Source organism: Paenibacillus sp. BC26, assembly GCF_900116125.1.
GTDB classification, from domain to species: Bacteria; Bacillota; Bacilli; order Paenibacillales; family Paenibacillaceae; genus Paenibacillus_Z; species Paenibacillus_Z lignilyticus.
The window spans coordinates 920,229-942,345 of sequence record NZ_FPAD01000001.1 but is presented as its reverse complement, the minus strand read 5'-3'; the positions used below and the strand labels follow the sequence as shown (position 1 = coordinate 942,345).

Below are 22,117 nucleotides of genomic sequence, written 5' to 3'. Positions count from 1 at the left end.
TAGCATAAAGCGAACACACTTTCCCAGGCAGATTGCTGCGCTGAAAGTGAGTTTCGAAGCAGCTTGCTGACGGGCAGAGCATGTTGCGCTGAAGAACCCTGCCCCGCAACTCACATGCCACTTGCTGCACTCCTTCGCCGCATATGCTCATCCTACGAGCTGTCCGTATACTGTATTCAATCTTTCGCACACGAAATACCACTACATTCCGCACGCAACCTTCCACATTTCAATCCACATGCCACCACAACTCCCAATTCACATGCCGCGAAAAATCTAACGAATCGTAGAAGCCTTATTTTGCCGATTTTCTCGTCTACAAGAATCTAACGAATCGTAGAAGCCTTATGTGAAGGAAAACGGCTCCAAAATGCCTAAAACCCATCAAATAAGTCCGCTACGATTCGTTAGAATTTTTTGGGGTCTATTTTGGGGCAAATAAGACCTGTACGATTCGTTAGCGAACTCTGCCCCGAAACTTACGTGCCACCTTGCCGCATCGCCTCGCGACATATGCCGCAACTCACTTGTCCCCTGCCACCTTGCCTCACTCAAGCCGCAACTCACTTGTCTCCTCCCGCATTGCCTCGCCGCACACGACGCAACTCACCTGTCGGAGCGCATATCCCGGCGGCATACACGCAGTCGGCACCCTGAGGATTTACAGCGGAACGTGAAATGCGCGCGGCGAGGGAGTCCAGCACTTCTTCGCCGAGAGCGCATATCCCGGCGGCATACACGCAGTCGGCACCCTGAGGATATACAGCGACACGTGAAATGCGCGCGGCGAGGGAGTCCAGCACTTCCTCGCCCCTAGCCTTGCAGCTACTACGCGATAATCCCCCAATCACTTCAAATTGCTGCGCTACGCAATGGAAGGCTGCGGTCTGCCAAGCAAGTACCCTTGTGCGTAGTGAACGCCGATGGACTTGATATAGTGAAGCTCGCTCTCTTCCTCGATCCCTTCCGCTACCAGCGAGATGCCCATTTTGGCAGCCAGCTCCGTAAACGTTTGGACCAGATGGGCCTTCATGCTATCCTGATGGATGCCATGAATGAGGGAGCGGTCGATTTTGATGTAATCCGGCTCCAGCTCTACGATGGACTGCAGCGACGAATAACCAGCTCCCGCATCGTCGATGGCGATCTGATAACCTTGCGTGCGATAATGCTGCAGAATCTTCTTCGCCGCGCCGAAATCCTCAATGGAGCTGCGCTCCGTAATTTCGAACACGACATGATGCGGAGACAGCCCGTATTGCTCCAGCAGCAGCATAGTCCGCCCTGTAGTGAAGGAAGGGTCGTTCATGATCTTGGCCGTGATATTGATAAACAGCTTCTGCCCTGCCGATAAGCCCGCGCTGCCTTCGATCGCCCGCTCCCGAGCCAGCCGGTCCAGCGAATAAGTCATCCCCTCTTCCGAGGCAAAATCAAACAGCTGCAGCGGTCCGTCAAACCAGCGTCTGTCGGGCAAGCGAGAAAGCGCCTCATATCCGTATGCAGCCTCGGTCCCGCATTGCAGCGAGATTATGGGCTGATAAACCGGATGAATGAGCCGCTCCATGAGAATGTGCTCCAGCGCTCTGCGCTTCAAGCTGCGTTCCGTTGCGCCGGAAGGCTGTCCGTGAATGATCGCGCGTTTAATGCCATCATACAACCGCTCCTCTTCCGACAAGATGCTGCCATCCAAGAAGGAAACACCTGCATGAAGCTTGAGTTCCGGAATCGCACCACCGAACGCAGCGGCCATAAACCGCTCTTCCCAGTCGAGCTTCAGTCTGCTGCCTAACGTCAAGAGCTCCTCTTCCGGTGACCTGAAACGTGAAGGAGGAAGGGCCAGGCATACAAACAGGTCATCGCGCATCCATAGCTTCGAAAGTCCGGTTGTACTGACAGCATCTTGCTCCGTCATCACCTGTTCGGCGAATCCACGCCACTTGGCATCCAGCTTCACCTTTACGTCTTCCTGCTCAATTGCTTTGCCTTGCCAAGCGAAATATATAATGCCCATCCGATTGGTTTCTCTAGTTACTGTCACGTCGTTCCCTCTCCCAGCTGCTCTCCGAATACATCGCTGGCCACATAGGCACTGCCGCGAATTCCTTTCGCCTGCTTCTTTACCCGCGCCGCCGCTTGCGAAATAACGGCTGTTGTTAATGGAATGGCCCCATTCCAGCTGAGCAGCGACAGCGATAAAGTGACGCCTTCTTGCTGCACCGCCACCCCGCTGCGATCAACAACGTTCAATACTTCCGTTGGCCCGTAGTAGGCTCTAACGCCGCTATCGAACCTTGCAAGCAGCAGACGACACAGCTTCTCCGATTCCAGGCGATCGGTCAGCATGATGAAATCATCCCCGCCGATATGGCCGATAAAATCGTCCCGTTTCCCGCCAACCTGCGCGACCTCCTGCAGGACGGACGCAAGAAAACGGATCAACGCATCCCCTTGGCTGAAGCCGAAGCAATCATTAAACCATTTGAAATAATCCAAATCCGCATAAATAATCGTGAATGGCCTGCCTGCATCGATCCGCCGCTGCATTTCGCGCTGAATGGACGCATTGCCGGGCAAACCCGTAAGCGGGTTCGCAGTCCGCGCTTCCTCCGTGCGCAGCTGCGTCATGCACTCCAGAATCGAGCGCACCGATGCCGCGCCGACAAATTTGTCACCTCGCGTAATAAGGACGAGATGATAGAGACGGGAAATATCCCTGGCCATCGCAAGCTGTACCACTTGCTCCACCGGCAGCTCCGCATCAACGACAAGCGCTTCCTTGTCCATGATTCGGGCAATCGCCCGATTCCAATAGAGCGGCAGACCAAATTGCCCTGCCAGCAGCTGATTCATATTTTCTTTCATGACAAGCCCAATCGGCCTGCTTTCTTGAACAACAACCGCGCCTTGAATATGCGGATTGGATTCGAACATGCGCGATAGGTCGGAAACAAGCGAGCCCGGGGCAAACATCGGAACCGTCTTGGCTAAAGAACCTATCGACACAGACGAAGGGACGCTGCTGAAGAACTCTTCCTGCCGATGCTCCTGCTGATCATCACGCTCGCCTGACCTGAGGCTGACCACCATCTCGCAGGCTTCCTTGATTGCTTCATACATACTCACTTCCATGGAGCGGCCATTTGCCGATGAAGGAAAGGAAACGGCATGTCCTACCGCAAACTCCGGTTTCCCATCCAGTTCTTTCAGGCTGACGATCCGAATAGCCTCGAACGCTTTACATAATTTCTCTTTCAAATGATCGATTCCAAGTCGAAGCCGCGACTCCAGTTCTGTAGCCCCCGACAGCCCGCAAGCTAAGAAATAAAACCGGTCATCCCCCATCGTGCTGTGCCACACGAGCCCATCCTGTACGCTCACCCATTCATTCAAGACCTCGTCAACCGCGGCAGGCGTGCCCTGAAGCAGCTGTAAGGCAATCACACCAATGCCATCCTGATGCCAACTTTCCTGTAAACGATGCAGCATTGTTTTGTCTAATAATCCGTAGCTGATTTCGTTCATATGAATCCCTCTTAGGCCTGAGTCTTTTTGACTATCCCATATGTTCCATTGTAGGAATAAAGTGTGATGGAAGTATTGTCCTATTGTTAACTCCACGTAAAAAAAACCGGTGCCGCGCATCATGCGCAGCACCGGCTTAAACCAATGAATTACATATTCAAATCGGGACGTTTGCCCGTCACGAGAAATACGACGCTTTCCCCGATATTCGTGGCATGGTCGGCGATCCGCTCAATATAACGGCCGACGAAGCTGATCAAGCTGGCTTGCGAAATGGTCTTCGGATTCTCGATCATCACGGCGAACAAGTCACGGATCACTTCCGCGAAAAGCGCATCCACATGATCATCGTCCTTGGCCATCTTGCAGGCGAGATTTACATTTTCCTGTACGTAGGATTGGATGGATTCGCGAATCATTTGGCCCGTAATCTCGGCCATGCGCGGAAGATCAACCAACGGTTTCATGAGCGTCTGCCCTTCAAGGCGTACGACGACCTTCGCGATATCGACCGTCAGGTCGCCCATCCGCTCCAGATCGGCCGCCATCTTGAAGGCGATCAGGATGCGGCGCAAGTCCTTCGCGACCGGCTGCTGCGTTGCAATCATCCGAGCACCGATCTCGTCGATGCTCTCTTCCAGTCGATTAAGCTTAATATCCTCCGCAATAATAATGCGCGCCGCTTCAACGTCTAACTCCTCCAGCGCCTTCATCGCGCCGGCTAATCCCGTTTCAACGCGGTTCCCCATCTCAATGAGCTTCTGTTTCAGCAGCTCCAACCCTTCGTCCAGCTCTTTTCGCTTGATCATCTGCGTCGCCTCCTGCGATGGATTACCCGAAACGGCCCGAGATGTAATCATCGGTAGCTTTCTCGGATGGATTCGTGAAGATTTTGTCCGTTTGATCATACTCCACGACTTTGCCCATATAGAAGAACGCGGTCTTGTCCGATACCCTTGCCGCTTGATGCATATTGTGAGTTACGATGACGATGCTGAAATCCTGCTTCAGCTCCGAAATCAGCTCTTCCACCTTTGCAGTCGATACCGGATCGAGTGCTGACGCGGGTTCATCCATCAAGATGACTTTCGGTTTAACGGCGATCGAGCGAGCGATGCACAGACGCTGCTGTTGGCCGCCTGAAAGTGCAAGCGCGGAGTTGTGCAGCCGGTCCTTCGTTTCATCCCAAAGCGCTGCCTTGCGTAAGCAGTCCTCCACGATTTCGTCCAGCTGTTTTTTGTTCCGAACGCCATGGTAACGCGGTCCGAAAGCAATATTTTCATAAATGGATTTATGAAAAGGGTTCGGGCGCTGCCAAACCATGCCGATCTTCTGGCGCAGTTGAACAACATCGACGCCGGCCTCGTTCACATTCTCGCCATCCATCCAGATCTCTCCGGATGTGCGAACACCGTCAATCGTATCATTCATCCGGTTCAAGCTGCGCAGAAATGTGGATTTACCGCAACCTGAAGGCCCGATCAATGCCGTTACTTCACGCGCGGCGAATGCAAGCGATACGCCTTTGATTGCTTCTTTCTCTCCATAGAATACATGAAGGTCTTTGGCTACCAATCCTTCTGTTTGCATGTTCATCACCCTTCCTTATTTGGTTGCTGTAAATCTACGATGCAAATATCTTCCAAACCATCTGGCCGAGAAGTTGAACAGGAGAACCATGATGAGCAAGACGGCAGAAGCACCTGCAGCGATTTCTGCGGCATCCGGAGCCAAACCTTCACTGTTGATTTTCCAAATATGCACCGCCAGCGTCTCTGCCGGACGGAACGGATTCAGCGGCGAGAATGGGCTGAGCGGATTCCAATTCGTGAAATCCAGGCGCGGCGAGCTCATGCCGGCAGTGAACAGCAGCGCAGCCGCTTCACCGAATACACGGCCCGAAGCAAGAATGGTACCTGTGACAATCGTCGGCATTGCGATCGGCAGCATAACCGATGTGATCGTCTTCCAGCGCGATAAGCCAAGCGCCAAGCTCGCTTCCTTCTGCTCACGCGGCACTCCGCTGAGCGATTGCTCTGTAATTCGAACCATAAGCGGCAGGTTGAATACGGTCAGCGCGAGCGCACCGGAGAACAGCGAGAACCCGAAGCCGAATAAGTTGACAATAACGAGGAGTCCAAACAAACCAACTACGATCGAAGGGAAAGACGAAAGCACTTCGACCACCAAACGAATGGAATCCGTAAGACGGCCCGGCTTTGCGTATTCGCTCATATAGATCCCGGCACCAAGTCCGAGCGGGATTGTGATGATCAAGGTCAATACAAGCAAGAACAAGGAGTTAAAGAGCTGCGGTCCGATACCGCCTCCGGCCTTAATGGTTTGAGGTGCGGAGGTCAGGAAATCAAAGCTGATATGGCCTATTCCGCGGAATAGGATAAAACCGAGCAATCCCGCCAAAATAAGAACGATGAGTGAGGCGACGGCGATAATGACACCTGTGGCAATTCGATCTGCGGTTTTGGCGTTCATCGTTGGTTTCTCCTTTCCAAGAAGCGGACTATGAATACAAAGACAAAGGTCATGCTAAGCAGGATGAGCGCGAGCGACCACAAAACATTGTTGTGCGTGGAGCCCATAACGGTATTACCCATATCGAGTGTGATGACACTCGTCAGCGTTGAAGCTGATTCAAACAAGGAATGCGGGATATGAGGGGAGTTACCGATGACCATTTGTACAGCCAATGCTTCACCAAAGGCCCGGGACATCCCCAGAACAACCCCCGTTAAGAGCGATGGCAGCGTGGTTGGCAGTACAATGCGGTAAATCGTCTGCCAGCGTGTAGCACCAAGCGCGTAGGAAGCTTCCTTCAACCCGCGAGGCAATGCAGCCAGCGCATCCGTAGCAATCGTCGTTACAGTTGGCAAAATCATAAGCGAGAGCACGATGGATCCCGCCGCAATTCCGATACCTTGGCCCGGGAATAAAGCCCGAAGCGCCGGTACGACAATACTTAATCCGACAAATCCGAATACAACAGATGGAATACCGGCGAGCAGCTCAATAACTGGCTGCAGCACCTTCTTACCGACACCGGGCATAATTTGCGTCATAAACACGGCTGCACAGATACCAAGCGGTGCTGCGAGCAATGCTGCAAGAAGCGAAGTACTGAATGATCCGAAGATGAATGGCAACGCGCCATAAAGCGGAATATCACCTTCCGGATCCCATTTCAAGCCGCTTAGCAGCCCGCCGAGGCTCACGCCATCCATAATAAACGTAGTCAAACCGCGGGAAGAAACGAAATAGACAATAGCTGCAATCGTGATCACGAGGACTAGAATACACAGCGTTGTATATACTTTACCTACCCATTCCTCCATGACGTGCGGTTTCACAATAGCTCTTGTTGACTTCCCCGTTTGAATCCGTTTCTTATCTGTACGAGCGGGCTGCTCCATGAATGTTCTCTCCTTCAACTAGCATTCTCATGACAGGCAATTAGAGGCGGAGTGTATCCACCTCTAATGACTGTGCTATTTGTTTAGGGTTTTACTTATTTCGTGATATTGCCGTCAACATCGCGTTTTACTTCCATTTTGCTCATTGGGATGTAACCAAGTTCCACAACATCGGCGTTTTGAATATCGTCGCTTGTCATGTAGTCCAGGAATGCTTTAGTTGCTGCGTCCGGCTCGCCTTTTGTGTACATGTGCTCGTAAGCCCATACCGGATAAGTGCCTGTTACGATGTTTGCTTCCGTAGCTTCTACGCCTTCATATTTCACTGTTTTTACAGTGTCGTCGATGTAGGAAAGGGCAAGGTAACCGATAGCGCCAGGTGTTTCGGCAACAAGCTTCTTAACCGTACCTGAGGAATCTTCTTGGATGGAGCCTTTAACGTCTTCGGATTTCGTGCCCAGTGCGTATTTCTCAAATGTTTTACGAGTGCCTGAGCTGCCCGGACGGTTTACGATCGTAATTTTCTCATCTGCGCCGCCAACTTCTTTCCAGTTCGTCACTTTACCGGTGAAGATGTCTACAAGCTGTTGTTTAGTCAGGTTGTCTACTGCAATGTCTTTATTGACTACGGTTGCCATGGCGATAACCGCTACTTGATGGTCGACCAATTCTTTTGCTTTATCCGCATCTGCATCCGTGAACTTCTCTTCCGCGAAAATATCGGAGTTACCGATTGTTGCTTGACCGCCGGATACTTGAGTCAAGCCTGTGCCGCTGCCGCCGCCTTGAACTTGAACCGTGATGCCCGAGTATTTCGCGTCTTCCATGAACTTCTTGGAAACTTGCTCAACAAGCGGTTGAAGTGCGGAAGAACCTGTTGCCAGAATCGATCCGCTCAAAGCTTCACCGGCGCCTGCGTTATTCGTACCGCTATTTTGTGAGTTGGTGTTCGTGCTCTCTTCATTCTTCGAGCCGCAAGCCGCCAAACCGATCGTCAACATAAGTGCTACAACAATTAGTAATGCCTTTTTCATTTCAGTTCGTTTCTCCTTCCGCTCCTGCGCGGTTATTTGTTTTACAAGACTTAGTATAGATGTCCCGTATTAATCTGATATTTTCGAAGTGTTAACGCAATGCAAAAACTACATAGAGGAATTGTATAAAAACACTGCTTAATATAGAATTATTAAATAGCAAATCGAAACTGGAGCGTTATTATTATGAATATATTAAGATTGCAGATTTTGGTATTGATCGAGCGGCTCCGCAAAGTGACTGCAGTTGCCGATGAGCTTGGCATGAAGCAGCCTACGGTGAGCTTTCATATGAAGAAACTCGAGGAAGAATGGGGAATGCCGCTCTTCGAGATGAAAACAGGAAAGGTGATGCTTACGGAATCCGGCAAACTGCTGTATCAGTATGCCGAGGGCATTGACCGCCTCTTTCGCGAGGCTCAGGAGCGTTTCGCTTCTTACCGGGAGCAAGGGAAACATCAATTCGTCATCGGCTGTACGGATGCAGCTTCCTCCGTCCTATTCGGCGGGAATTGGTATCGACACGCCGAGGAAGCTTCATCTTTACAAATCAACCTCATTACCGGTCAAACCAACCACCTGATTGAGCAGCTGCATACAGGGAAACTTGATCTTATTGTGTATGGGGATTCGCCGCGCTATCAGCGGGAGCTGCAAGGCTGCCAATCGGAACTGCTGCTTGAGGATCGGCTGTCGCTGTATACGACTAAATCCCATCCTCTGCTTGATGCACAGGGCGGTACCGCATCATCTTATTTGCTTCAAGGTCAAGCTTATGTAAAGCTTGCCGATCCCTCCGTTGAGGAAGCGGTAAGCAGCTGGTTTGCGAAGGAACAGCTCAAACTTAGCAGTCCGCTTTCGACGGATCGTATCGATTTGGCCTTGAATGCGGTCCGAGCCGGTTCCTTGCTGGCGCTGCTTCCCAGCTCCGCAACTCCTTCATTGTCCGGTGGCATTCTACGACTCCCTCTTCCCGGCCAGCAGCAAAGCTGGAAACTGGTTGCCGCCTGGCGCTCGGATTATTGGAATCCGGCACAGCAGCAGCGCATGGTCGCTTTGCTTAAAGAGCTCCTTAAGCTGCAAAAAACAGCCGATTCGAAGTAAAGTTACGCTTCGAATCGGCTGCTTTAGGGCAGCTGCTTTAGGGCATGCTATTTAGAGAAATAAGGGCTGTTTGTGGATTAGGAGTTCAAGTCCGGTCTCGAACCTGTTACCAGGTACACGACGGATTCCCCAATGTTCGTTGCATGATCCGCGAAACGTTCGATGTAACGTCCGACGAAGCTAAGCAGATTGGCTTGGGAGATCGTTTTCGGATTTTCCATCATGAGCGAGAACAGCTCACGGATGATTTGCGAATAGAGCGCATCGACCAGATCATCGTCTTTAGCCATTTTGTAAGCCATGTTGACATTCTCTTGAACGAACGATTGTATCGCTTCATAAGTCATCATCTGCACGATCTGCGTCATTCGCGGCAAATCAATCAAAGGTTTGATCAATACTTGCCCTTCCAGTCTCAGCACGACTTTTGCTACGTCTACTGCCAAATCGCCCATCCGCTCCAAGTCGGAGGCAATTCGGAAAGCGACCAGGATACGTCTTAAATCCTTCGCAACCGGCTGCTGGGTGGCAATCAGCATCGCACCTAATTCCGAAATTTTTTCTTCGATTTTGTTGATCGATTTGTCATCTTGAATGATCTGCTTGGCTGCAGGTACATCGATCGTTTCCAATGCGTTCATCGCCTTTGCGATAACCGCCTCTACGCGTTGACCCATATCTACGATCAGCTCGTTCAATTCCTCGAGTCCATGATCAAATTCTTTGCGCTTCGTCATCATCACTTAAATGCTCTCCCTCTGTCGTTTAGGAATTAGCCGAATCGGCCGCTAATATAGTCTTCCGTGCGTTGATCGCGTGGATTGGAGAACAGCTTCTCTGTCTCCGAGAACTCCACTACTTCACCATTGAGGAAGAATACCGTCTGATTAGAAACACGTGCCGCTTGATGCATGTTGTGCGTGACCATGACGATCGTATATTTATCTTTCAGCTCTTGTGCCAGTTCTTCGATCTTCAGTGTCGAGATCGGATCAAGTGCGGAAGTCGCTTCGTCCATAAGCAGAATATCAGGGTTAACGGCAATTGCGCGCGCAATACATAGACGCTGCTGTTGTCCGCCGGAGAGGCTAAGTGCCGAACGCTTCAGATAATCCTTTACTTCATCCCACAATACCGCGGAACGAAGACTTGATTCCACGATTTCGTCGAGCTTCTGTTTGCTGCGAATGCCGTGCAGACGCGGGCCGTAGGCTACATTATCATAGATGGATTTCGGGAATGGATTCGGCTGTTGGAATACCATGCCGACTTTCTTGCGCAGTGTTTCCACATCGACTTCTTTCGAATAGATGTCCGCACCGCCGATTGTGATCTTGCCTTCGATTCTTGTGCCTGGAATCATATCATTCATCCGGTTAAGCGTACGAAGCAGCGTCGATTTCCCGCAGCCCGAGGGTCCGATGAAAGCCGTGATCGCTTTCTCCGGAATATCCATCGTTACGTCCTTCAAGGCGTGGAATTGTCCATAATGTAAATTTAATTTATGAATATCGATCAAAGTCTGGGAAGCTGTTGATTGCATGGCTTATTCCTCCGTATTGGGTGGACTTCTTAACCGTCCGTTTCAGGCCTTCCATGAACAAGGATAGCGTGAATTTGTTTATCGAATATGTTCGTTTTGTAAACGCAGTATTAAAATTTACTCTTTCACTTGCAAATCTTGGATCAAATGCTTCATTTGCTCCGTTACGCGCTGCGATTGCAAATAGGCTTGGTTCGACAGCTTGCCGATCTCGCCGGAGCTGTTGCTGCTTCCTGCGGCTGCATGGAACAGCTGCTGGAATACGTCCGCCGCTTCTTTTATGTATACTTGACTCGTATCTGCTTCCGCCTTGCCCAAGCTAACCAGATGAACCGTTTCTTTGACCGCTTCCATAATGGAGCCAATCATCCGATTGATATCTTCCGCGGACTCCTTCGTCTGCGTAGCAAGCTTCCGAACCTCATCGGCAACAACCGCAAATCCTCTGCCATGCTCACCGGCGCGAGCAGCTTCGATCGCTGCGTTAACCGCCAGCAAATTACATTGATCAGCTAAGCCTCGAATCAGCTTCGACACCTTGTCAATCGATCCGGCACGATCCTGCAGATCGCTGATTTGATTTTCCTGAACGTCCGTGCGTTTCGTCAGATTATGAAAGGCCATCGATACTTTATCGAGCTCGTTTTTGCCTTTGAGCGTCAATTCCAGCATGTCCCTGGACATCGATTCGCCTAACAGAGAAGCTTCCTGTACATGGACGATAGAACGGTCGATTTCTTCGATCATCACTTCCGCACCGTGGATCATGTTCACTTGAGCTTTTACGCTCCGCTGCTGGAGCAATCGGGACATTTTCAGCAGATCCGCCATGGTCAGCATGCCGATAAAACGATCATTCTCCGTAACAAGTACACAGTCGTACAAGGTTTTCTCTTCACGGCCAAGCGCGCGATCAAGCAGCTCCTGCATGGAAATCCCTTGATTCACGATAAGCGGCTGCCGATCCATCAGCTTCGCAATCGAACGGCCGTAATACAGCTCTCTGCCGAATCGATGCGTCTGAATGACGGTGAGTTTATTTCGCATGACAAGTCCAATCGGTCGGTCCATGTCGTCGCAAACCACGACGCATTCATGATCCGGTGTTAACGCGAATTGCGAAATGACATCCTGGCAAGTATGAGATACGTTCACGATTGCTGCTTCCCTAATGAAAGCTGTCAATAATGCATGATCTGAAGTCGTTACCTGTCCTTCTGCGGTCGGCATATTCATAAGCAGTTCTTCAGTTGTCAGCCGTTCCAATACAGCAATTGTCATGCATATCTCTCCTTTCAATTCGGCAAGCTTGCTGGTTTAACGTGTTCTGCGCGCATTCAGCCACAGCGGCAAACGGAAGACGATATTAATGAGCAGAACGACGAAGACAAGAACGGCAGCCGCTTTCTCCGCAATAAGCTGCGCATCAGGGACGATGGCTTCTGATTGGACATACCACAGGTGAACCGCAAGTGTCGCACCAGGCGAGAACAAGCTGAAATCCCACATTTCACCGGAGGACGAAACACCGGCAGTCAGGATGATAACGGCACTCTCGCCGAAGGCGCGGCCCGCAGTCAGACAGATACCGGTAATAATCCCGTTCAGTGCAACCGGAATTAGGACGCTGCGGATCGTTTGCAGATGCGTGCTTCCCAGTGCGAACGAAGCATGCTTCATTTCCTTCGGTACCGCACGAATCGCTTCTTCCGTAACCCGAGTCAGCACCGGCAGGTTCAAGAAGGCCAAACTTACGGCACCGCCAATGATCGTAAGCCCAATATCGAATGCTTCCACGAACAACGCGATACCGAACAGACCGAAAATAATCGAAGGTACGGAGGCAAGTCCTTCCACGCAAATCCGAATAAAGGCGATAAACTTCGTGGCAGGCGCGAACTCGGCCAAGTAAATACCGGCTGCCATCCCGAGCGGGATCGAAATGATAAGTGAAATCGCAAGCACATAGAACGAGTTGAAGATTAACGGTCCGATACCGCCGCCCTCTTCAATCTCACTCGGCAGACCGTACAAGAAACCCCAGTCGAGCTCCGGCAGCCCTTTTTGCAAGATTAGAAACAACAATCCGCATATAAATAGAATGGTGCACATCCCGATAATCCAGACCACTGAAGTAAACAGCCTATTGCTCAGGTGATTGAATCCTTTGCGTGCCGCAAACGGATTGGGAACCGATGTCCCTTTGCCATTACTCATCGTTATGATTTCACTCCTCTGCCTTGGAATAGCCTTACGATAACGATCATGAGGAGCGAGATAATGAGCAGGATAAAGCCCATCATATATAGCGCGTAGTTCCATGCGGAATCAAACGGGACATTCGCGATTTGCATGACGATATTACTCGTCAATACAGCCGTCGGCTTGAACAGTGCATCCGCCAGCTGAGGGGTATTGCCGATAACCATAACGACGGCCATCGTTTCGCCGATCGCACGTGCCATGCCCAGAATGACGGCATACAGGATACCGCTTTTCGCGGCAGGGAGTACGACTCTGACAATCGTTTGGAACCTTGTTGAGCCTAGGGCATAGGAAGCATCCCGGAATTTCTTCGGGACGGCTACGATGGAATCGTCCGTGATCCGGCTGATGGTCGGCAAGGTCATAATGGTGAGCACGATAGCTGCGGCCAGAATGCCATCGCCCATATTCGTTCCTGTAACGGTACGAAGCATCGGAATGAGAACGGTCATACCTAGAAAACCATAAACGACGGAAGGAATACCGACGAGCAAATCAAGTACAGGACGCAGCATCGTCTTCAGCCATGCCGGCGTCATTTCGGATAAGAAAATTGCAATTATGACGGACAGCGGTACGGAAATCACCATTGTCAACAGTGTTAAGGCGAATGTACCGAAAATAAAGATAAATGCGCCGTATTGATCATTCTCGGGTACCCATTCCGTAGAGAAGAAGAAATCTTTCACGGAAACCGTCTCGAACGTCAGTACGCCCGTGCGGCCCATCAGAAATAAAATCGAGAATAGAATGACACATACGAAGACAGCACTTGCGATACAGATGATGCGGAACGTACGGTTATAGAACGAAAGCCGTGCTTTGCGGCTGAATTTGCGACCCGATGAATGTTCAAGGCTACGTCCCAATTCGCTGGATACGGGGATGTCAATCATGCTCATGACGCTGCTCTCCTTTCAAGTGTTCAAAGTTAGAGCCGGCCTCGCATTTGCTAATGCGATAAGCCGGCTCCGCTGCATCTTATTTCATGGCCGAGATCGGGATAAATTTAAGCTTCTTCAGTGATCCGGTTTGGAACTTCTTGCTTTGTACGTAGTCGATGAATGCTTTCGTTGCGCCGGTTGGCTGGCCTTTAGTCATGTAGTAGCCGTAGCCCCACACCTTGTAAGTACCGTTGATTACGTTAGCTTCTGTCGGTGCAACGTTGTTGATTTTTACTGCGGTCATTTTGCTGGTCACATAGACAAGGTCGATATAACCGATTGCGTTTGGCGTCGTTTCGATGGCTGTTTTCATATCGCCGCTCGATTTTACTTCTTTATAGTTAGAGCCTTTTGTCATGAAATCCGTACCATTGAGAGCCTTGATTTGGAAGTTAACGCGCGTACCGGAACCGAATGCGCGGTTTACTACGATAATGTCTTTATCCGCTCCGCCGACTTCTTTCCAGTTGGTGATTTTACCGGAGAAAATGCCTTGCAGCTGTGCAGTGGACAAGCTGCTTACGCCTACATTGCTGTTCGTGATTGCCGCGAAAGGAATAACGGCTACTTTATTGGCAACTTGACCTGTGAACGCTTTGAAACCAGGTACATCTTTCGTTGCATCCCAGTCTACTGCGCCGATGTCCGCAATGCCTTTACGTACCGATTGAGGACCCGTGATGGAGCCTGCAGCCGATGCGGAAATTCTGACTTTCGGATTGAGCTTCTTGAACTCGTTAGCGGCTTGCAGCGTCAGCGGCAGAAGTGCCGATGAACCGTTGATCACGATACGGCCGCTCAATTTGCTGGATGCGCTGGCAACGGATACGGAACCGAATGCGACTGTAAGTGCGATAAGGGCGAAGCTTAAGCTTTTAAACCATTTTGTTTTCATCTGTGGAAGTTCTCCTCTCAATTTAGAACACTAAGATTGAATTAGTTCGTTACTTTCTTCAGGCCACTGTCCGATTTCACATAAACGGCATCGTCGATTACGAATGCGATTGGCGTTCCGGCTGCAGCTACAACTTCGCTTACGTTGCCTTCTACTTTGCCAAGCGTTGTTACTGCTCCTGTAGCGATGTTTACTTCATAAGCGCTAGTTACATCCGCGGAATCCGCAAGTGCGTAAATTTTGTCGCCGACCACGATAGCTTGCAATACATCTTTATCGCCGATCAGTTTCGTTACTGTTTTGTCCAGTGCTACGGCTACGAGCGAGGATGGCTTGTTGTCTTCAACGCTTACGTAGAATGCTTTGTTGCCGTCTGCCGCTCCGCCCACGAACACCTTGTCATCTGTTGTAGTCGTCAGTTTTACAGGCTTGTTGTCTTTCACCGAGAAATCAAAGCTGTACAGCTGCGGCTCCGTACCTGTGTTGTCGATTGCCACATCATCATCATCAACCGGTTTGGTTGCATCAGCAGTTACGGCGCCCGGTTTAATCACGGTGTAGAAGAACTTCTTGCCGTCAGCGGAAACAGCCAGTCCGGATTTATAATCCACTTTGTCGTCCAATACTTTCGTAATCACGCCGTCAGCAACGTTCATCTTAGCGATGACGGAACCTTTATCGCCTTGCAGGAAGTAGATCGCGGAGCTGTCAGCCGACCAGACAAGCTCTGGTTTAATGGAGTTGTCTGTCGATACCACTTTAGCTGCCGGCACTTTGCTGGTCAGATCGATAACATTTACGATGCCATCGCCGTCTGTATAAACAGCCAGCTTGCCATTAGGAGCTACAGTCAGGTCGGAAGCCGCAGTGGAAACCAGCAATTGCGTATATGCACCTGTGTGAGCGTTAACGATATAGTCGATACGGCCTTCTTCAGTCAATTGGGATGCCAGCAAACGATCTGCATCGATCCAACGAATGTCATCCGCGTGGACTTTAGCAACTGCATCAATAGCGATCAAGCCGGAAGCATCAGTCGAAGAATCTACGCCAAACGCGCTTACAAAATCCTCAAGCGCTACATAATAGCTGCCGTTTACGCTTTGAACAGCTTGCTCTAAACTTACTGCCTCTCCGTCAACCAATGCAGCATTCGAACCTGCATGAAGCTCGATCGCGTGGTTGTTGAAATATGCCGTTACGCCCGATTTAACATTGACCATGAATTGCACGCCTGCCGCTGTTCCCAAATCTCTCAGCGCGTAAAGCACTGTATTGTTTGCTTGAATGGAACGGACATGGAATGCCGTGTCATTGATTGTGATATCTACCGTCGTTGCGTTTGTTACGGTTGCGGCGGAGACTACACTCACTGCCGAAGTACTCAGTGCTGCGGCAAGTGCGGAAATCATTAGCGTTTTTTTCATAGACATTTAGCTCGTATCACCCTTCTGGAATGGTTTATTGTCGTTTTCGTTATGTACAATTCTGATTATAAGTACCCATTGTAAAACGGCAGTTAATGGTGAGGCTGGTATTGTAAAGCAGCGGTTAATGTATTGTGAAGGATTTGTTAAGATATGCCATTTGGCCTAATTGATCGGTTTAGACAAACGTAAGATTGGGTAAACGGCTTTCAACTTTCGAACGCGCCAAAAAAAAACCGTCTCTCCCGCCTGTCGGCATTGGAGAAACGGCCTTGTTATACGTGATGGAAGCTTAGGTTGGCGTCGACTTGGTAAAGTTAATAATCTTGCTGGTCAGATAACCTCCGTTGCTGATCCCGATTAGTCCGATAAGCTCCTCCGGCAAGGCAGGGAAGCTATCGATCGCATCAAGGTCTTGCGTCATCAACGTCGAGAAGATTGTCGTGGTGTAGATCATTAACGCCATCATGGTAAAGAGGAACATCTGCACCTTGGCTATGTCGATATAGGCATGGTTCTGCATTTCTTCCCCTTCAAAAATATCGCTGAACTGCGCGTCCTTGTAAGACGGATTCGCATACAGCGTACCCTGCATGCTTGTTTCGATTTCCTGCGCACTCTTGTTATAGGCCTCTGCGGCGCTTTGCACGAGCTGATCCTTAAGGGAATCGTCAATCGCGCGATTCTTCTTCGCTCCGTTAATCATGGGACTAAAAATAGCCGACACGCTGCTGATGCCCATAAGAGCGAGGACAGTGGAGTCAAACTTGAGCTGAAGCGGATGCTCCGGATGGAGGGCGAGATTTCCTACAAGGAGGGTAAAATAAGTCGATGTAAAAAGCACCGTCCAAAGCGTGATCTGCAGCCTGGACAAACTCATGAGGTTTCGTTCATTTATCAGGATGCCAAGCGGATGGTTCAGCTTGCCCTTGCCAATGGCGATGATCATATAGAACTCGCATAGAATGACAGCAGATAGATTATAGCCTTGAGACAGATGCCATGCACTGAGGAACTCAAGCACAAGCGCTATCGTCAAATGGATGGTCACTTTAAATGAATTCCATTGCGGCGGCGAGCTCGGGAGCGGATTGAGTCCGCTAATTGTGACCCTCGTGCTCGGCTCTGCTTTGCTTGGCATATCTCCCCCTCCTCCTTTAGTCCCAATTTACCAGAAGGAGGGCGAGTATACTGTCAGTCGGTGAAGTCGAATTATAATCAATTCGGGGAACTCGAGTCGGCTAATCGGTTTGATCGATCAGCCATTTGTTGTTTTCTTGCTTCAAGACGTACATGATCGTCGTAATCATCGGTTTCTTCTCTAATTTACTGTCCAGATCTACATAAGCCACATATTCGCCGTATTGATTTTTGCCCACGTTGCGTAATTTGGCTTCGGATACTCGAAATCCGGGTGTAAACTCGCCAATTCTGGTTTTATAGCCGGATGTCAGGATTGCTTTATTGGCGGCATTATCCTCTTCATTCATATAATTGATATTCCTGTTAATGAGCTTCACACATTGTAAAATCTCACCTTCGTAATCGCTCTCATCGATGTAGGCGACTTGCTTGCTATCCGAAGACGCACTCGGCTCCGCTTGAGCACGGTGTCCGAGGATAGCTGCAATGAGGATGAAAGTCAGCAGCGCGGCCGTTATTCGATTGCCGTTCATAGGTTTAAAAGCCTCCCTTTGTTATTCAATATGAACAAGAAGAGGCGATCTTAATCCAATTCGATTACTACGCATTTGCAAAATGAAAAAAGCTGTCTCGAACGTCGCAAGTTGCGCGTTCGGAGACAGCTCTTGTTCATTAATGCGAGGATGTGCCGTATTCACTGCTCTCCGCCATAGCGTCGAGCTTCTGGCGGCCCATGAAGAAGGCGAATGCCAGCGCAAGCACGGATGGAATGATCGCCCACATGAAGGTGTAGGTAATCGAAGATGAAAGTGCGGCGACGATCTTATCCAGCACGTCGGCCGGGATTTGGTCTCTCGTTTCCGGTGTCAGAATGGCACGCGGATCGCTGAGATCAAGACCCGGCGGCATCGCCGCTGCATCGCCTCCCGCTCCGGCGAAGGAGTCTTTCAATTTATTCGTCATCACATGGCTTTGGACGATACCGAATACGGTAATGCCGATGGTCATCCCGAGCGAGCGAAGGAAGTTAAGCGTTGCGCTTGCCGCACCGCGTTCTCTTGGGGAGAAGGAGTAAATGGCGGCATTGCTAAGTACCGAGAACGATGCTCCTATACCAAGACCGACCAGAATCATAAACAACGTTACGATAAACCTCGTCGAATCGACACCAAGCGTCGTAAGAAGCACGTTACCGACAACCAAGATCCCTAGCGTAGGAATCATGATGGAACGGAAGGTCATCTTCGTCATCAAGAAACCGCCGCCCGTCGCCGTAACGACCGTACCGAGCATCATCGGCAGCAGGACCATGCCGGCATTCGTTGCTTTTCCGCCGAGTACGCCTTGAATGAAGATCGGAATGTAAACGGATGCCGTAATGAACGCCGCGCCGCTGAACATCGCAATTGCATTACTGCTCCAATACAGCCGTTTACGGAACATGTTGAACGAAATGATCGGCTCCGACACTTTACGTTCAATCATGATGAAGGCGATAAGCAATACGGCGAAGCCGGCAAACAAACCAAGAATCATCGAAGAATCCCATGCATACTTCTTGCCGCCCAGCTCAAGCGCGAACATCAGGCACACGATGCCCCCAACAAGCGTGAAAGCGCCGCCCCAGTCGATGCGCTGCTTGGCATGCTCAACCGATTCTTTATAGAAGATAGCAATCATAAGGAAAGCAATCAGTCCAAGCGGCAGGTTGATGTAGAAAATCCATTCCCATGCGATATAGTCTGTAATGTACGCACCGAGAAGCGGTCCGAAGATACTCGACATACCGAACACGGCGCCGAATAGACCGCCAAGCTTACCGCGGCTCTCAAGAGGCACGGCATCGAACATAATGGTAAAGGCAATTGGCACGAGCGCGCCTCCGCCAATCCCTTGAATCGCACGGTAAATACTAAGCTCGATAATGGAATGCGCGGTACCGCAAAGAATGGAACCGAGCATAAAGGTTAATATTCCGAAGATAAAGAACCGTTTGCGTCCGTACATATCGGACAGTTTGCCGAAGATCGGCATGCCCGCCATCTCAGCAACCATATAAGCGGATGTGACCCATACAAATTTGTCCATGCCGCCGAGGTCATGAACGATCGTACCCATCGCCGTGGCTACGATGGTGTTGTCCATGGATGCCATAAGAATGCCGAGCAGCAAACCTGCGACAACGATACCTACATTACTTCGTTTTGCCATCATTTTGGTAGTTCCCCTCCATTTGTGTACATCTTTGTTCTGTCCAGACGGTTCATCCGTCATGCATCGGAGTCTTCGTCATCCATAGGTGTCGAATTAATCCACACCTGCTCCCCATCCTCCAGCCTCGTCAAGACGCCATCCTTAATCTCCCGGATAAACGATCGCAGCCAAGCGAGCTCTGCCTCCAACTGGTTGACGATAAACTCCTGCTCAATAATGAAAATCCGCGCTAGTCCTTGTGAAACCGCATAGTCGTTCCCCGCACGTCGCTGCACGATATCCTTCTGCACGAAGATAATTCGCTGCTCCAGCAGAGCAGCTGTTTCCTTCGGTGAAATATGGCCGATAAACGATAATGCCACAGGCAAATGAGGATATTCTTTCACTGGGGCATATATCAGCTCTCGGATCCAATCGTGAAACTCCGCAACACCGGCATCCGTCGGCGCATAAATCGTCCGCTCCGGATGTTTTCCTTCCCGCTGGGTTTCCAGCGGCACGATCCACGCTTGCTTCAGCAGCGAATCCACTACCGAATAAAGCGACCCGTTGTTGAGCTTGATCACATCCGGTATTCCGCGCTGCTTCATCGTGGCGGCGATTTCATACGGATGCATCGGTCGTTCATTAAGCAGCGATAAGACGGCTAGAGCCAGCATGTTACTTACTTTTCGATTGGCCATCCTTCACAGACTCCCTTAAGAAAACGAATCAAACCCGTATAGTCCATTTCGACTATACGGAATAGAATGGTTACTGTCAACCGCCTACAGCATGAGAAAACAAAAAAAACCTTGGGCTGATGAGCTATAGGATTAAGCTCCCCCAAGGTTTACATGTTCTATAAAGTCAGTTTATAGAAGGCTGCCGCATTGCCGCCGTATAACGCCTCCCGCTCGCTTTCGCTAAGCGTAGCGGGCAGTGCTTCATCAAGCACATCGCATACATCCTTATAGCTTCCGGCGAGCAGGCAAACCGGCCAGTCGCTGCCGAACATGATGCGCTCCGTACCGAACGCCTCCACAATATGTCTCACATAGCTCGAAAATTGCTCCGGCTTCCAATCATCATGTGCCGCTTCCGTAATCATGCCTGACAGCTTGCAGTATACACCCGGATATTGCACAGCCATCTCGCTCATTTGAGCAGCCCATGGCTCGACGATTCCCTCACGGATTTGCGGTTTGCCGATATGATCGATTACGGCATGCAGACCAGGCACTTGCTTAAGCAAGGCAAGCGTAGCAGGCAATTGATGCGAAACAATAAGCAGATCGACGGGCAGCTTGATCTCCGCCAAGTAACGCAGCGCCTCCAGCGATTGCGGATGCAGCGCCTCGAATGGGTCGCTCATTTCTTGAATCATCACGCGGATACCGACAAATTTCGGGTGTCGACGGAAGCCGTCTAAGACGCTGCGCCAGTTCGGATCCCGGAAGTCCAGCCAACCTACGACGCCGGCAATGGATTCCGCATCATCGCTGAGCGATAGCATATAAGCCGTTTCTTCGTGCGTCGCCGCCGCTTGGACGACGATCGTGCGTGCTACTCCGGCAGCCTCAAGCGCCGGCTCCAAATCCGCAGGACCGTAATCGCGGAATAAGATTGGTCCCGCTGCCGGTGTCAGCCAGCCGTAGTCACCGCGGTCTAATTTCCAATAATGCTGGTGGGCATCAATTCTTATCATCGTTATTGAGCTCCTTTAAGAATCAATTAGTAGTTGTGAGGTGAAACGCTTCCATGGTATATTTTGGCTTCACGAGTCCTTATTGCTTTGAATTGATATTGATTGGAGGAACACGAACATGAAGATCATGACGTTTAATCTGCGTGTCCATGTTGAATCAGACGGCAACAACGCGTGGCCCAACCGAATTCAAGAAGCAGCCGAAGCGATTAAGCAAGCGGATGCCGATGTCGTTGGCACGCAGGAAGGCACTGCTGCCATGCTGCAGGATCTGCAGGCGCTGCTGCCTGACTATCGCTGGCTTGGCATCAGCCGCACCGGCCAACTGGAAGGCGAATATTGCGCGATATTCTATCGGCATGCATCGTTTGAGCCCGTAGAAAGCGGGCATTTCGGGCTTTCTGAAATTCCGGAGCAGCTGGGCTATTCAAGCTGGAACTCCGCATATCCCCGCATGTGCAGTTGGACTAAGCTCCGTCAACCAGACGGTGCGGAATGGGTCGTGTTCAATACTCACTTGGACCATATCAGTGCTGAGGCTCGTACGAATGGGGTCAAGCTGATCGTAGAGCGAATGAAACAGTCATCAGCCCTTGCCGGTGATATCCCCGCTGTGCTTACGGGAGATTTCAATTGCGGACCTGACAGTGATGTCATCGAAGCCTTAAACGAGCTCGAACTCGTAAATGCCTACACATCGCTTGCCGGGGATGCTGTTGGCCTCACCTTCCACGACTATCGCGGCGGAGATGAAGGCGTTCCGATTGATTATATTTTTGTGACGCCTAACGCCCAAGTCCTAAACGTCCATATTGACCGAAACCAGTATAACGGCCGCTTTCCTTCGGATCATTATCCGGTCGTTGCAACGGTCGAACGCCGATCCTAAAAAAAGGAGTGCCTAGGCACTC

General features: G+C 50.5%; 21 protein-coding genes and 1 pseudogene. 2 read left to right on the top strand and 20 right to left on the bottom strand.

Annotated elements, in window-relative coordinates; all coding sequences use genetic code 11:
* Nucleotides 1-865 precede the first annotated feature (865 nt).
* The 7 genes from BM412_RS03955 to BM412_RS03925 all read right to left on the bottom strand — a co-directional run bounded on the left by BM412_RS03955 (nucleotide 866) and on the right by BM412_RS03925 (nucleotide 7,984).
* The gene (locus BM412_RS03955) at nucleotides 866-2,038 is read right to left on the bottom strand and encodes an EAL domain-containing protein (RefSeq protein WP_143111561.1); all 1,173 of its coding nucleotides are present in this window, start codon (nucleotides 2,036-2,038) and stop codon (nucleotides 866-868) included.
* Nucleotides 2,035-3,522 (bottom strand): GGDEF domain-containing protein, encoded by a 1,488-nt coding sequence (locus BM412_RS03950; RefSeq protein WP_177245652.1) that lies wholly within the window; start codon nucleotides 3,520-3,522, stop codon nucleotides 2,035-2,037. Before BM412_RS03950 ends, BM412_RS03955 begins: the two co-directional genes overlap by 4 nt.
* Nucleotides 3,523-3,671: 149 nt before the next feature.
* On the bottom strand, nucleotides 3,672-4,331 hold the full coding sequence (phoU, locus tag BM412_RS03945; RefSeq protein WP_091214216.1) for a phosphate signaling complex protein PhoU: 660 nt from the start codon (nucleotides 4,329-4,331) through the stop codon (nucleotides 3,672-3,674).
* A gap of 22 nt (nucleotides 4,332-4,353) precedes the next feature.
* Nucleotides 4,354-5,112, bottom strand: coding sequence for a phosphate ABC transporter ATP-binding protein PstB (pstB, locus tag BM412_RS03940; RefSeq protein WP_091214214.1), 759 nt, complete (start codon nucleotides 5,110-5,112; stop codon nucleotides 4,354-4,356).
* Nucleotides 5,113-5,127: 15 nt separating this feature from the next.
* Nucleotides 5,128-6,015 (bottom strand): phosphate ABC transporter permease PstA, encoded by an 888-nt coding sequence (gene pstA / locus BM412_RS03935; RefSeq protein ID WP_091214211.1) that lies wholly within the window; start codon nucleotides 6,013-6,015, stop codon nucleotides 5,128-5,130.
* Complete coding sequence (gene pstC / locus BM412_RS03930; RefSeq protein ID WP_091214209.1) at nucleotides 6,012-6,950, bottom strand: phosphate ABC transporter permease subunit PstC; 939 nt, start codon at nucleotides 6,948-6,950, stop codon at nucleotides 6,012-6,014. Before pstC (BM412_RS03930) ends, pstA (BM412_RS03935) begins: the two co-directional genes overlap by 4 nt.
* A gap of 95 nt (nucleotides 6,951-7,045) precedes the next feature.
* Complete coding sequence (locus BM412_RS03925; RefSeq protein WP_091214207.1) at nucleotides 7,046-7,984, bottom strand: phosphate ABC transporter substrate-binding protein; 939 nt, start codon at nucleotides 7,982-7,984, stop codon at nucleotides 7,046-7,048.
* Between the two features lie 186 nt (nucleotides 7,985-8,170).
* On the opposite strand from BM412_RS03925, the gene BM412_RS03920 reads away from it, so the two are divergent.
* Nucleotides 8,171-9,088, top strand: a complete 918-nt coding sequence (locus tag BM412_RS03920) for a LysR family transcriptional regulator (RefSeq protein WP_091214205.1) — start codon at nucleotides 8,171-8,173, stop codon at nucleotides 9,086-9,088.
* A 77-nt stretch (nucleotides 9,089-9,165) separates the two neighbouring features.
* On the opposite strand, the gene phoU (BM412_RS03915) is transcribed toward BM412_RS03920, so the two are convergent.
* The 13 genes and pseudogenes from phoU (BM412_RS03915) to BM412_RS03860 form a co-directional block, all read right to left on the bottom strand.
* Nucleotides 9,166-9,825, bottom strand: coding sequence for a phosphate signaling complex protein PhoU (gene phoU / locus BM412_RS03915; protein WP_091220157.1), 660 nt, complete (start codon nucleotides 9,823-9,825; stop codon nucleotides 9,166-9,168).
* 35 nt (nucleotides 9,826-9,860) lie between these two features.
* Nucleotides 9,861-10,631: a phosphate ABC transporter ATP-binding protein PstB gene (pstB, locus tag BM412_RS03910; RefSeq protein WP_091214203.1), complete on the bottom strand. Its 771-nt coding sequence runs from the start codon at nucleotides 10,629-10,631 to the stop codon at nucleotides 9,861-9,863.
* Nucleotides 10,632-10,748: 117 nt separating this feature from the next.
* Complete coding sequence (locus tag BM412_RS32750; protein WP_371264800.1) at nucleotides 10,749-11,378, bottom strand: methyl-accepting chemotaxis protein; 630 nt, start codon at nucleotides 11,376-11,378, stop codon at nucleotides 10,749-10,751.
* A 78-nt stretch (nucleotides 11,379-11,456) separates the two neighbouring features.
* A pseudogene (locus BM412_RS32835) lies at nucleotides 11,457-11,600 on the bottom strand (chemotaxis protein); the annotation flags it as partial.
* Nucleotides 11,601-11,948: 348 nt separating this feature from the next.
* On the bottom strand, nucleotides 11,949-12,848 hold the full coding sequence (pstA, locus tag BM412_RS03900) for a phosphate ABC transporter permease PstA (RefSeq protein WP_091214199.1): 900 nt from the start codon (nucleotides 12,846-12,848) through the stop codon (nucleotides 11,949-11,951).
* A gap of 2 nt (nucleotides 12,849-12,850) precedes the next feature.
* Nucleotides 12,851-13,792, bottom strand: coding sequence for a phosphate ABC transporter permease subunit PstC (gene pstC, locus BM412_RS03895; protein ID WP_091220154.1), 942 nt, complete (start codon nucleotides 13,790-13,792; stop codon nucleotides 12,851-12,853).
* A gap of 85 nt (nucleotides 13,793-13,877) precedes the next feature.
* On the bottom strand, nucleotides 13,878-14,735 hold the full coding sequence (locus BM412_RS03890; protein WP_091214197.1) for a phosphate ABC transporter substrate-binding protein: 858 nt from the start codon (nucleotides 14,733-14,735) through the stop codon (nucleotides 13,878-13,880).
* Between the two features lie 41 nt (nucleotides 14,736-14,776).
* Nucleotides 14,777-16,162 carry a stalk domain-containing protein gene (locus tag BM412_RS03885; protein WP_177245651.1) on the bottom strand — a complete coding sequence of 462 codons (1,386 nt, stop codon included), beginning with the start codon at nucleotides 16,160-16,162 and terminating at the stop codon, nucleotides 14,777-14,779.
* A gap of 292 nt (nucleotides 16,163-16,454) precedes the next feature.
* Entirely contained in the window at nucleotides 16,455-17,303 is an 849-nt protein-coding gene (locus BM412_RS03880; protein WP_091214191.1) for a hypothetical protein, read from the bottom strand.
* Between the two features lie 100 nt (nucleotides 17,304-17,403).
* The gene (locus BM412_RS03875) at nucleotides 17,404-17,838 is read right to left on the bottom strand and encodes a hypothetical protein (protein ID WP_091214189.1); all 435 of its coding nucleotides are present in this window, start codon (nucleotides 17,836-17,838) and stop codon (nucleotides 17,404-17,406) included.
* Between the two features lie 139 nt (nucleotides 17,839-17,977).
* Complete coding sequence (locus BM412_RS03870) at nucleotides 17,978-19,519, bottom strand: MDR family MFS transporter (RefSeq protein ID WP_177245650.1); 1,542 nt, start codon at nucleotides 19,517-19,519, stop codon at nucleotides 17,978-17,980.
* 56 nt (nucleotides 19,520-19,575) lie between these two features.
* On the bottom strand, nucleotides 19,576-20,202 hold the full coding sequence (locus BM412_RS03865) for a PadR family transcriptional regulator (RefSeq protein WP_091214186.1): 627 nt from the start codon (nucleotides 20,200-20,202) through the stop codon (nucleotides 19,576-19,578).
* Between the two features lie 158 nt (nucleotides 20,203-20,360).
* Nucleotides 20,361-21,206, bottom strand: a complete 846-nt coding sequence (locus BM412_RS03860) for an amidohydrolase family protein (RefSeq protein WP_091214184.1) — start codon at nucleotides 21,204-21,206, stop codon at nucleotides 20,361-20,363.
* A 118-nt stretch (nucleotides 21,207-21,324) separates the two neighbouring features.
* On the opposite strand from BM412_RS03860, the gene BM412_RS03855 reads away from it, so the two are divergent.
* Nucleotides 21,325-22,095 carry an endonuclease/exonuclease/phosphatase family protein gene (locus BM412_RS03855; protein WP_091214181.1) on the top strand — a complete coding sequence of 257 codons (771 nt, stop codon included), beginning with the start codon at nucleotides 21,325-21,327 and terminating at the stop codon, nucleotides 22,093-22,095.
* Nucleotides 22,096-22,117 lie beyond the last annotated feature (22 nt).

Bases quoted from the DNA above. Each gene is read 5' to 3' on its own strand.
- pstA (WP_091214199.1), bottom strand. From the start codon at position 12,848: ATGAGTAATGGCAAAGGGACATCGGTTCCCAATCCGTTTGCGGCACGC.
- BM412_RS03885 (WP_177245651.1), bottom strand. From the start codon at position 16,162: ATGAAAAAAACGCTAATGATTTCCGCACTTGCCGCAGCACTGAGTACT.
- BM412_RS03860 (WP_091214184.1), bottom strand. From the start codon at position 21,206: ATGATAAGAATTGATGCCCACCAGCATTATTGGAAATTAGACCGCGGT.
- pstB (WP_091214203.1), bottom strand. From the start codon at position 10,631: ATGCAATCAACAGCTTCCCAGACTTTGATCGATATTCATAAATTAAAT.
- BM412_RS03920 (WP_091214205.1), top strand. From the start codon at position 8,171: ATGAATATATTAAGATTGCAGATTTTGGTATTGATCGAGCGGCTCCGC.
- pstC (WP_091214209.1), bottom strand. From the start codon at position 6,950: ATGGAGCAGCCCGCTCGTACAGATAAGAAACGGATTCAAACGGGGAAG.
- phoU (WP_091220157.1), bottom strand. From the start codon at position 9,825: ATGACGAAGCGCAAAGAATTTGATCATGGACTCGAGGAATTGAACGAG.
- BM412_RS03880 (WP_091214191.1), bottom strand. From the start codon at position 17,303: ATGCCAAGCAAAGCAGAGCCGAGCACGAGGGTCACAATTAGCGGACTC.
- BM412_RS03875 (WP_091214189.1), bottom strand. From the start codon at position 17,838: ATGAACGGCAATCGAATAACGGCCGCGCTGCTGACTTTCATCCTCATT.
- pstB (WP_091214214.1), bottom strand. From the start codon at position 5,112: ATGCAAACAGAAGGATTGGTAGCCAAAGACCTTCATGTATTCTATGGA.
- BM412_RS03950 (WP_177245652.1), bottom strand. From the start codon at position 3,522: ATGAACGAAATCAGCTACGGATTATTAGACAAAACAATGCTGCATCGT.
- BM412_RS03870 (WP_177245650.1), bottom strand. From the start codon at position 19,519: ATGATGGCAAAACGAAGTAATGTAGGTATCGTTGTCGCAGGTTTGCTG.
- BM412_RS32750 (WP_371264800.1), bottom strand. From the start codon at position 11,378: ATGATCGAAGAAATCGACCGTTCTATCGTCCATGTACAGGAAGCTTCT.
- BM412_RS03925 (WP_091214207.1), bottom strand. From the start codon at position 7,984: ATGAAAAAGGCATTACTAATTGTTGTAGCACTTATGTTGACGATCGGT.
- pstA (WP_091214211.1), bottom strand. From the start codon at position 6,015: ATGAACGCCAAAACCGCAGATCGAATTGCCACAGGTGTCATTATCGCC.
- BM412_RS03890 (WP_091214197.1), bottom strand. From the start codon at position 14,735: ATGAAAACAAAATGGTTTAAAAGCTTAAGCTTCGCCCTTATCGCACTT.
- BM412_RS03865 (WP_091214186.1), bottom strand. From the start codon at position 20,202: ATGGCCAATCGAAAAGTAAGTAACATGCTGGCTCTAGCCGTCTTATCG.
- BM412_RS03855 (WP_091214181.1), top strand. From the start codon at position 21,325: ATGAAGATCATGACGTTTAATCTGCGTGTCCATGTTGAATCAGACGGC.
- phoU (WP_091214216.1), bottom strand. From the start codon at position 4,331: ATGATCAAGCGAAAAGAGCTGGACGAAGGGTTGGAGCTGCTGAAACAG.
- pstC (WP_091220154.1), bottom strand. From the start codon at position 13,792: ATGATTGACATCCCCGTATCCAGCGAATTGGGACGTAGCCTTGAACAT.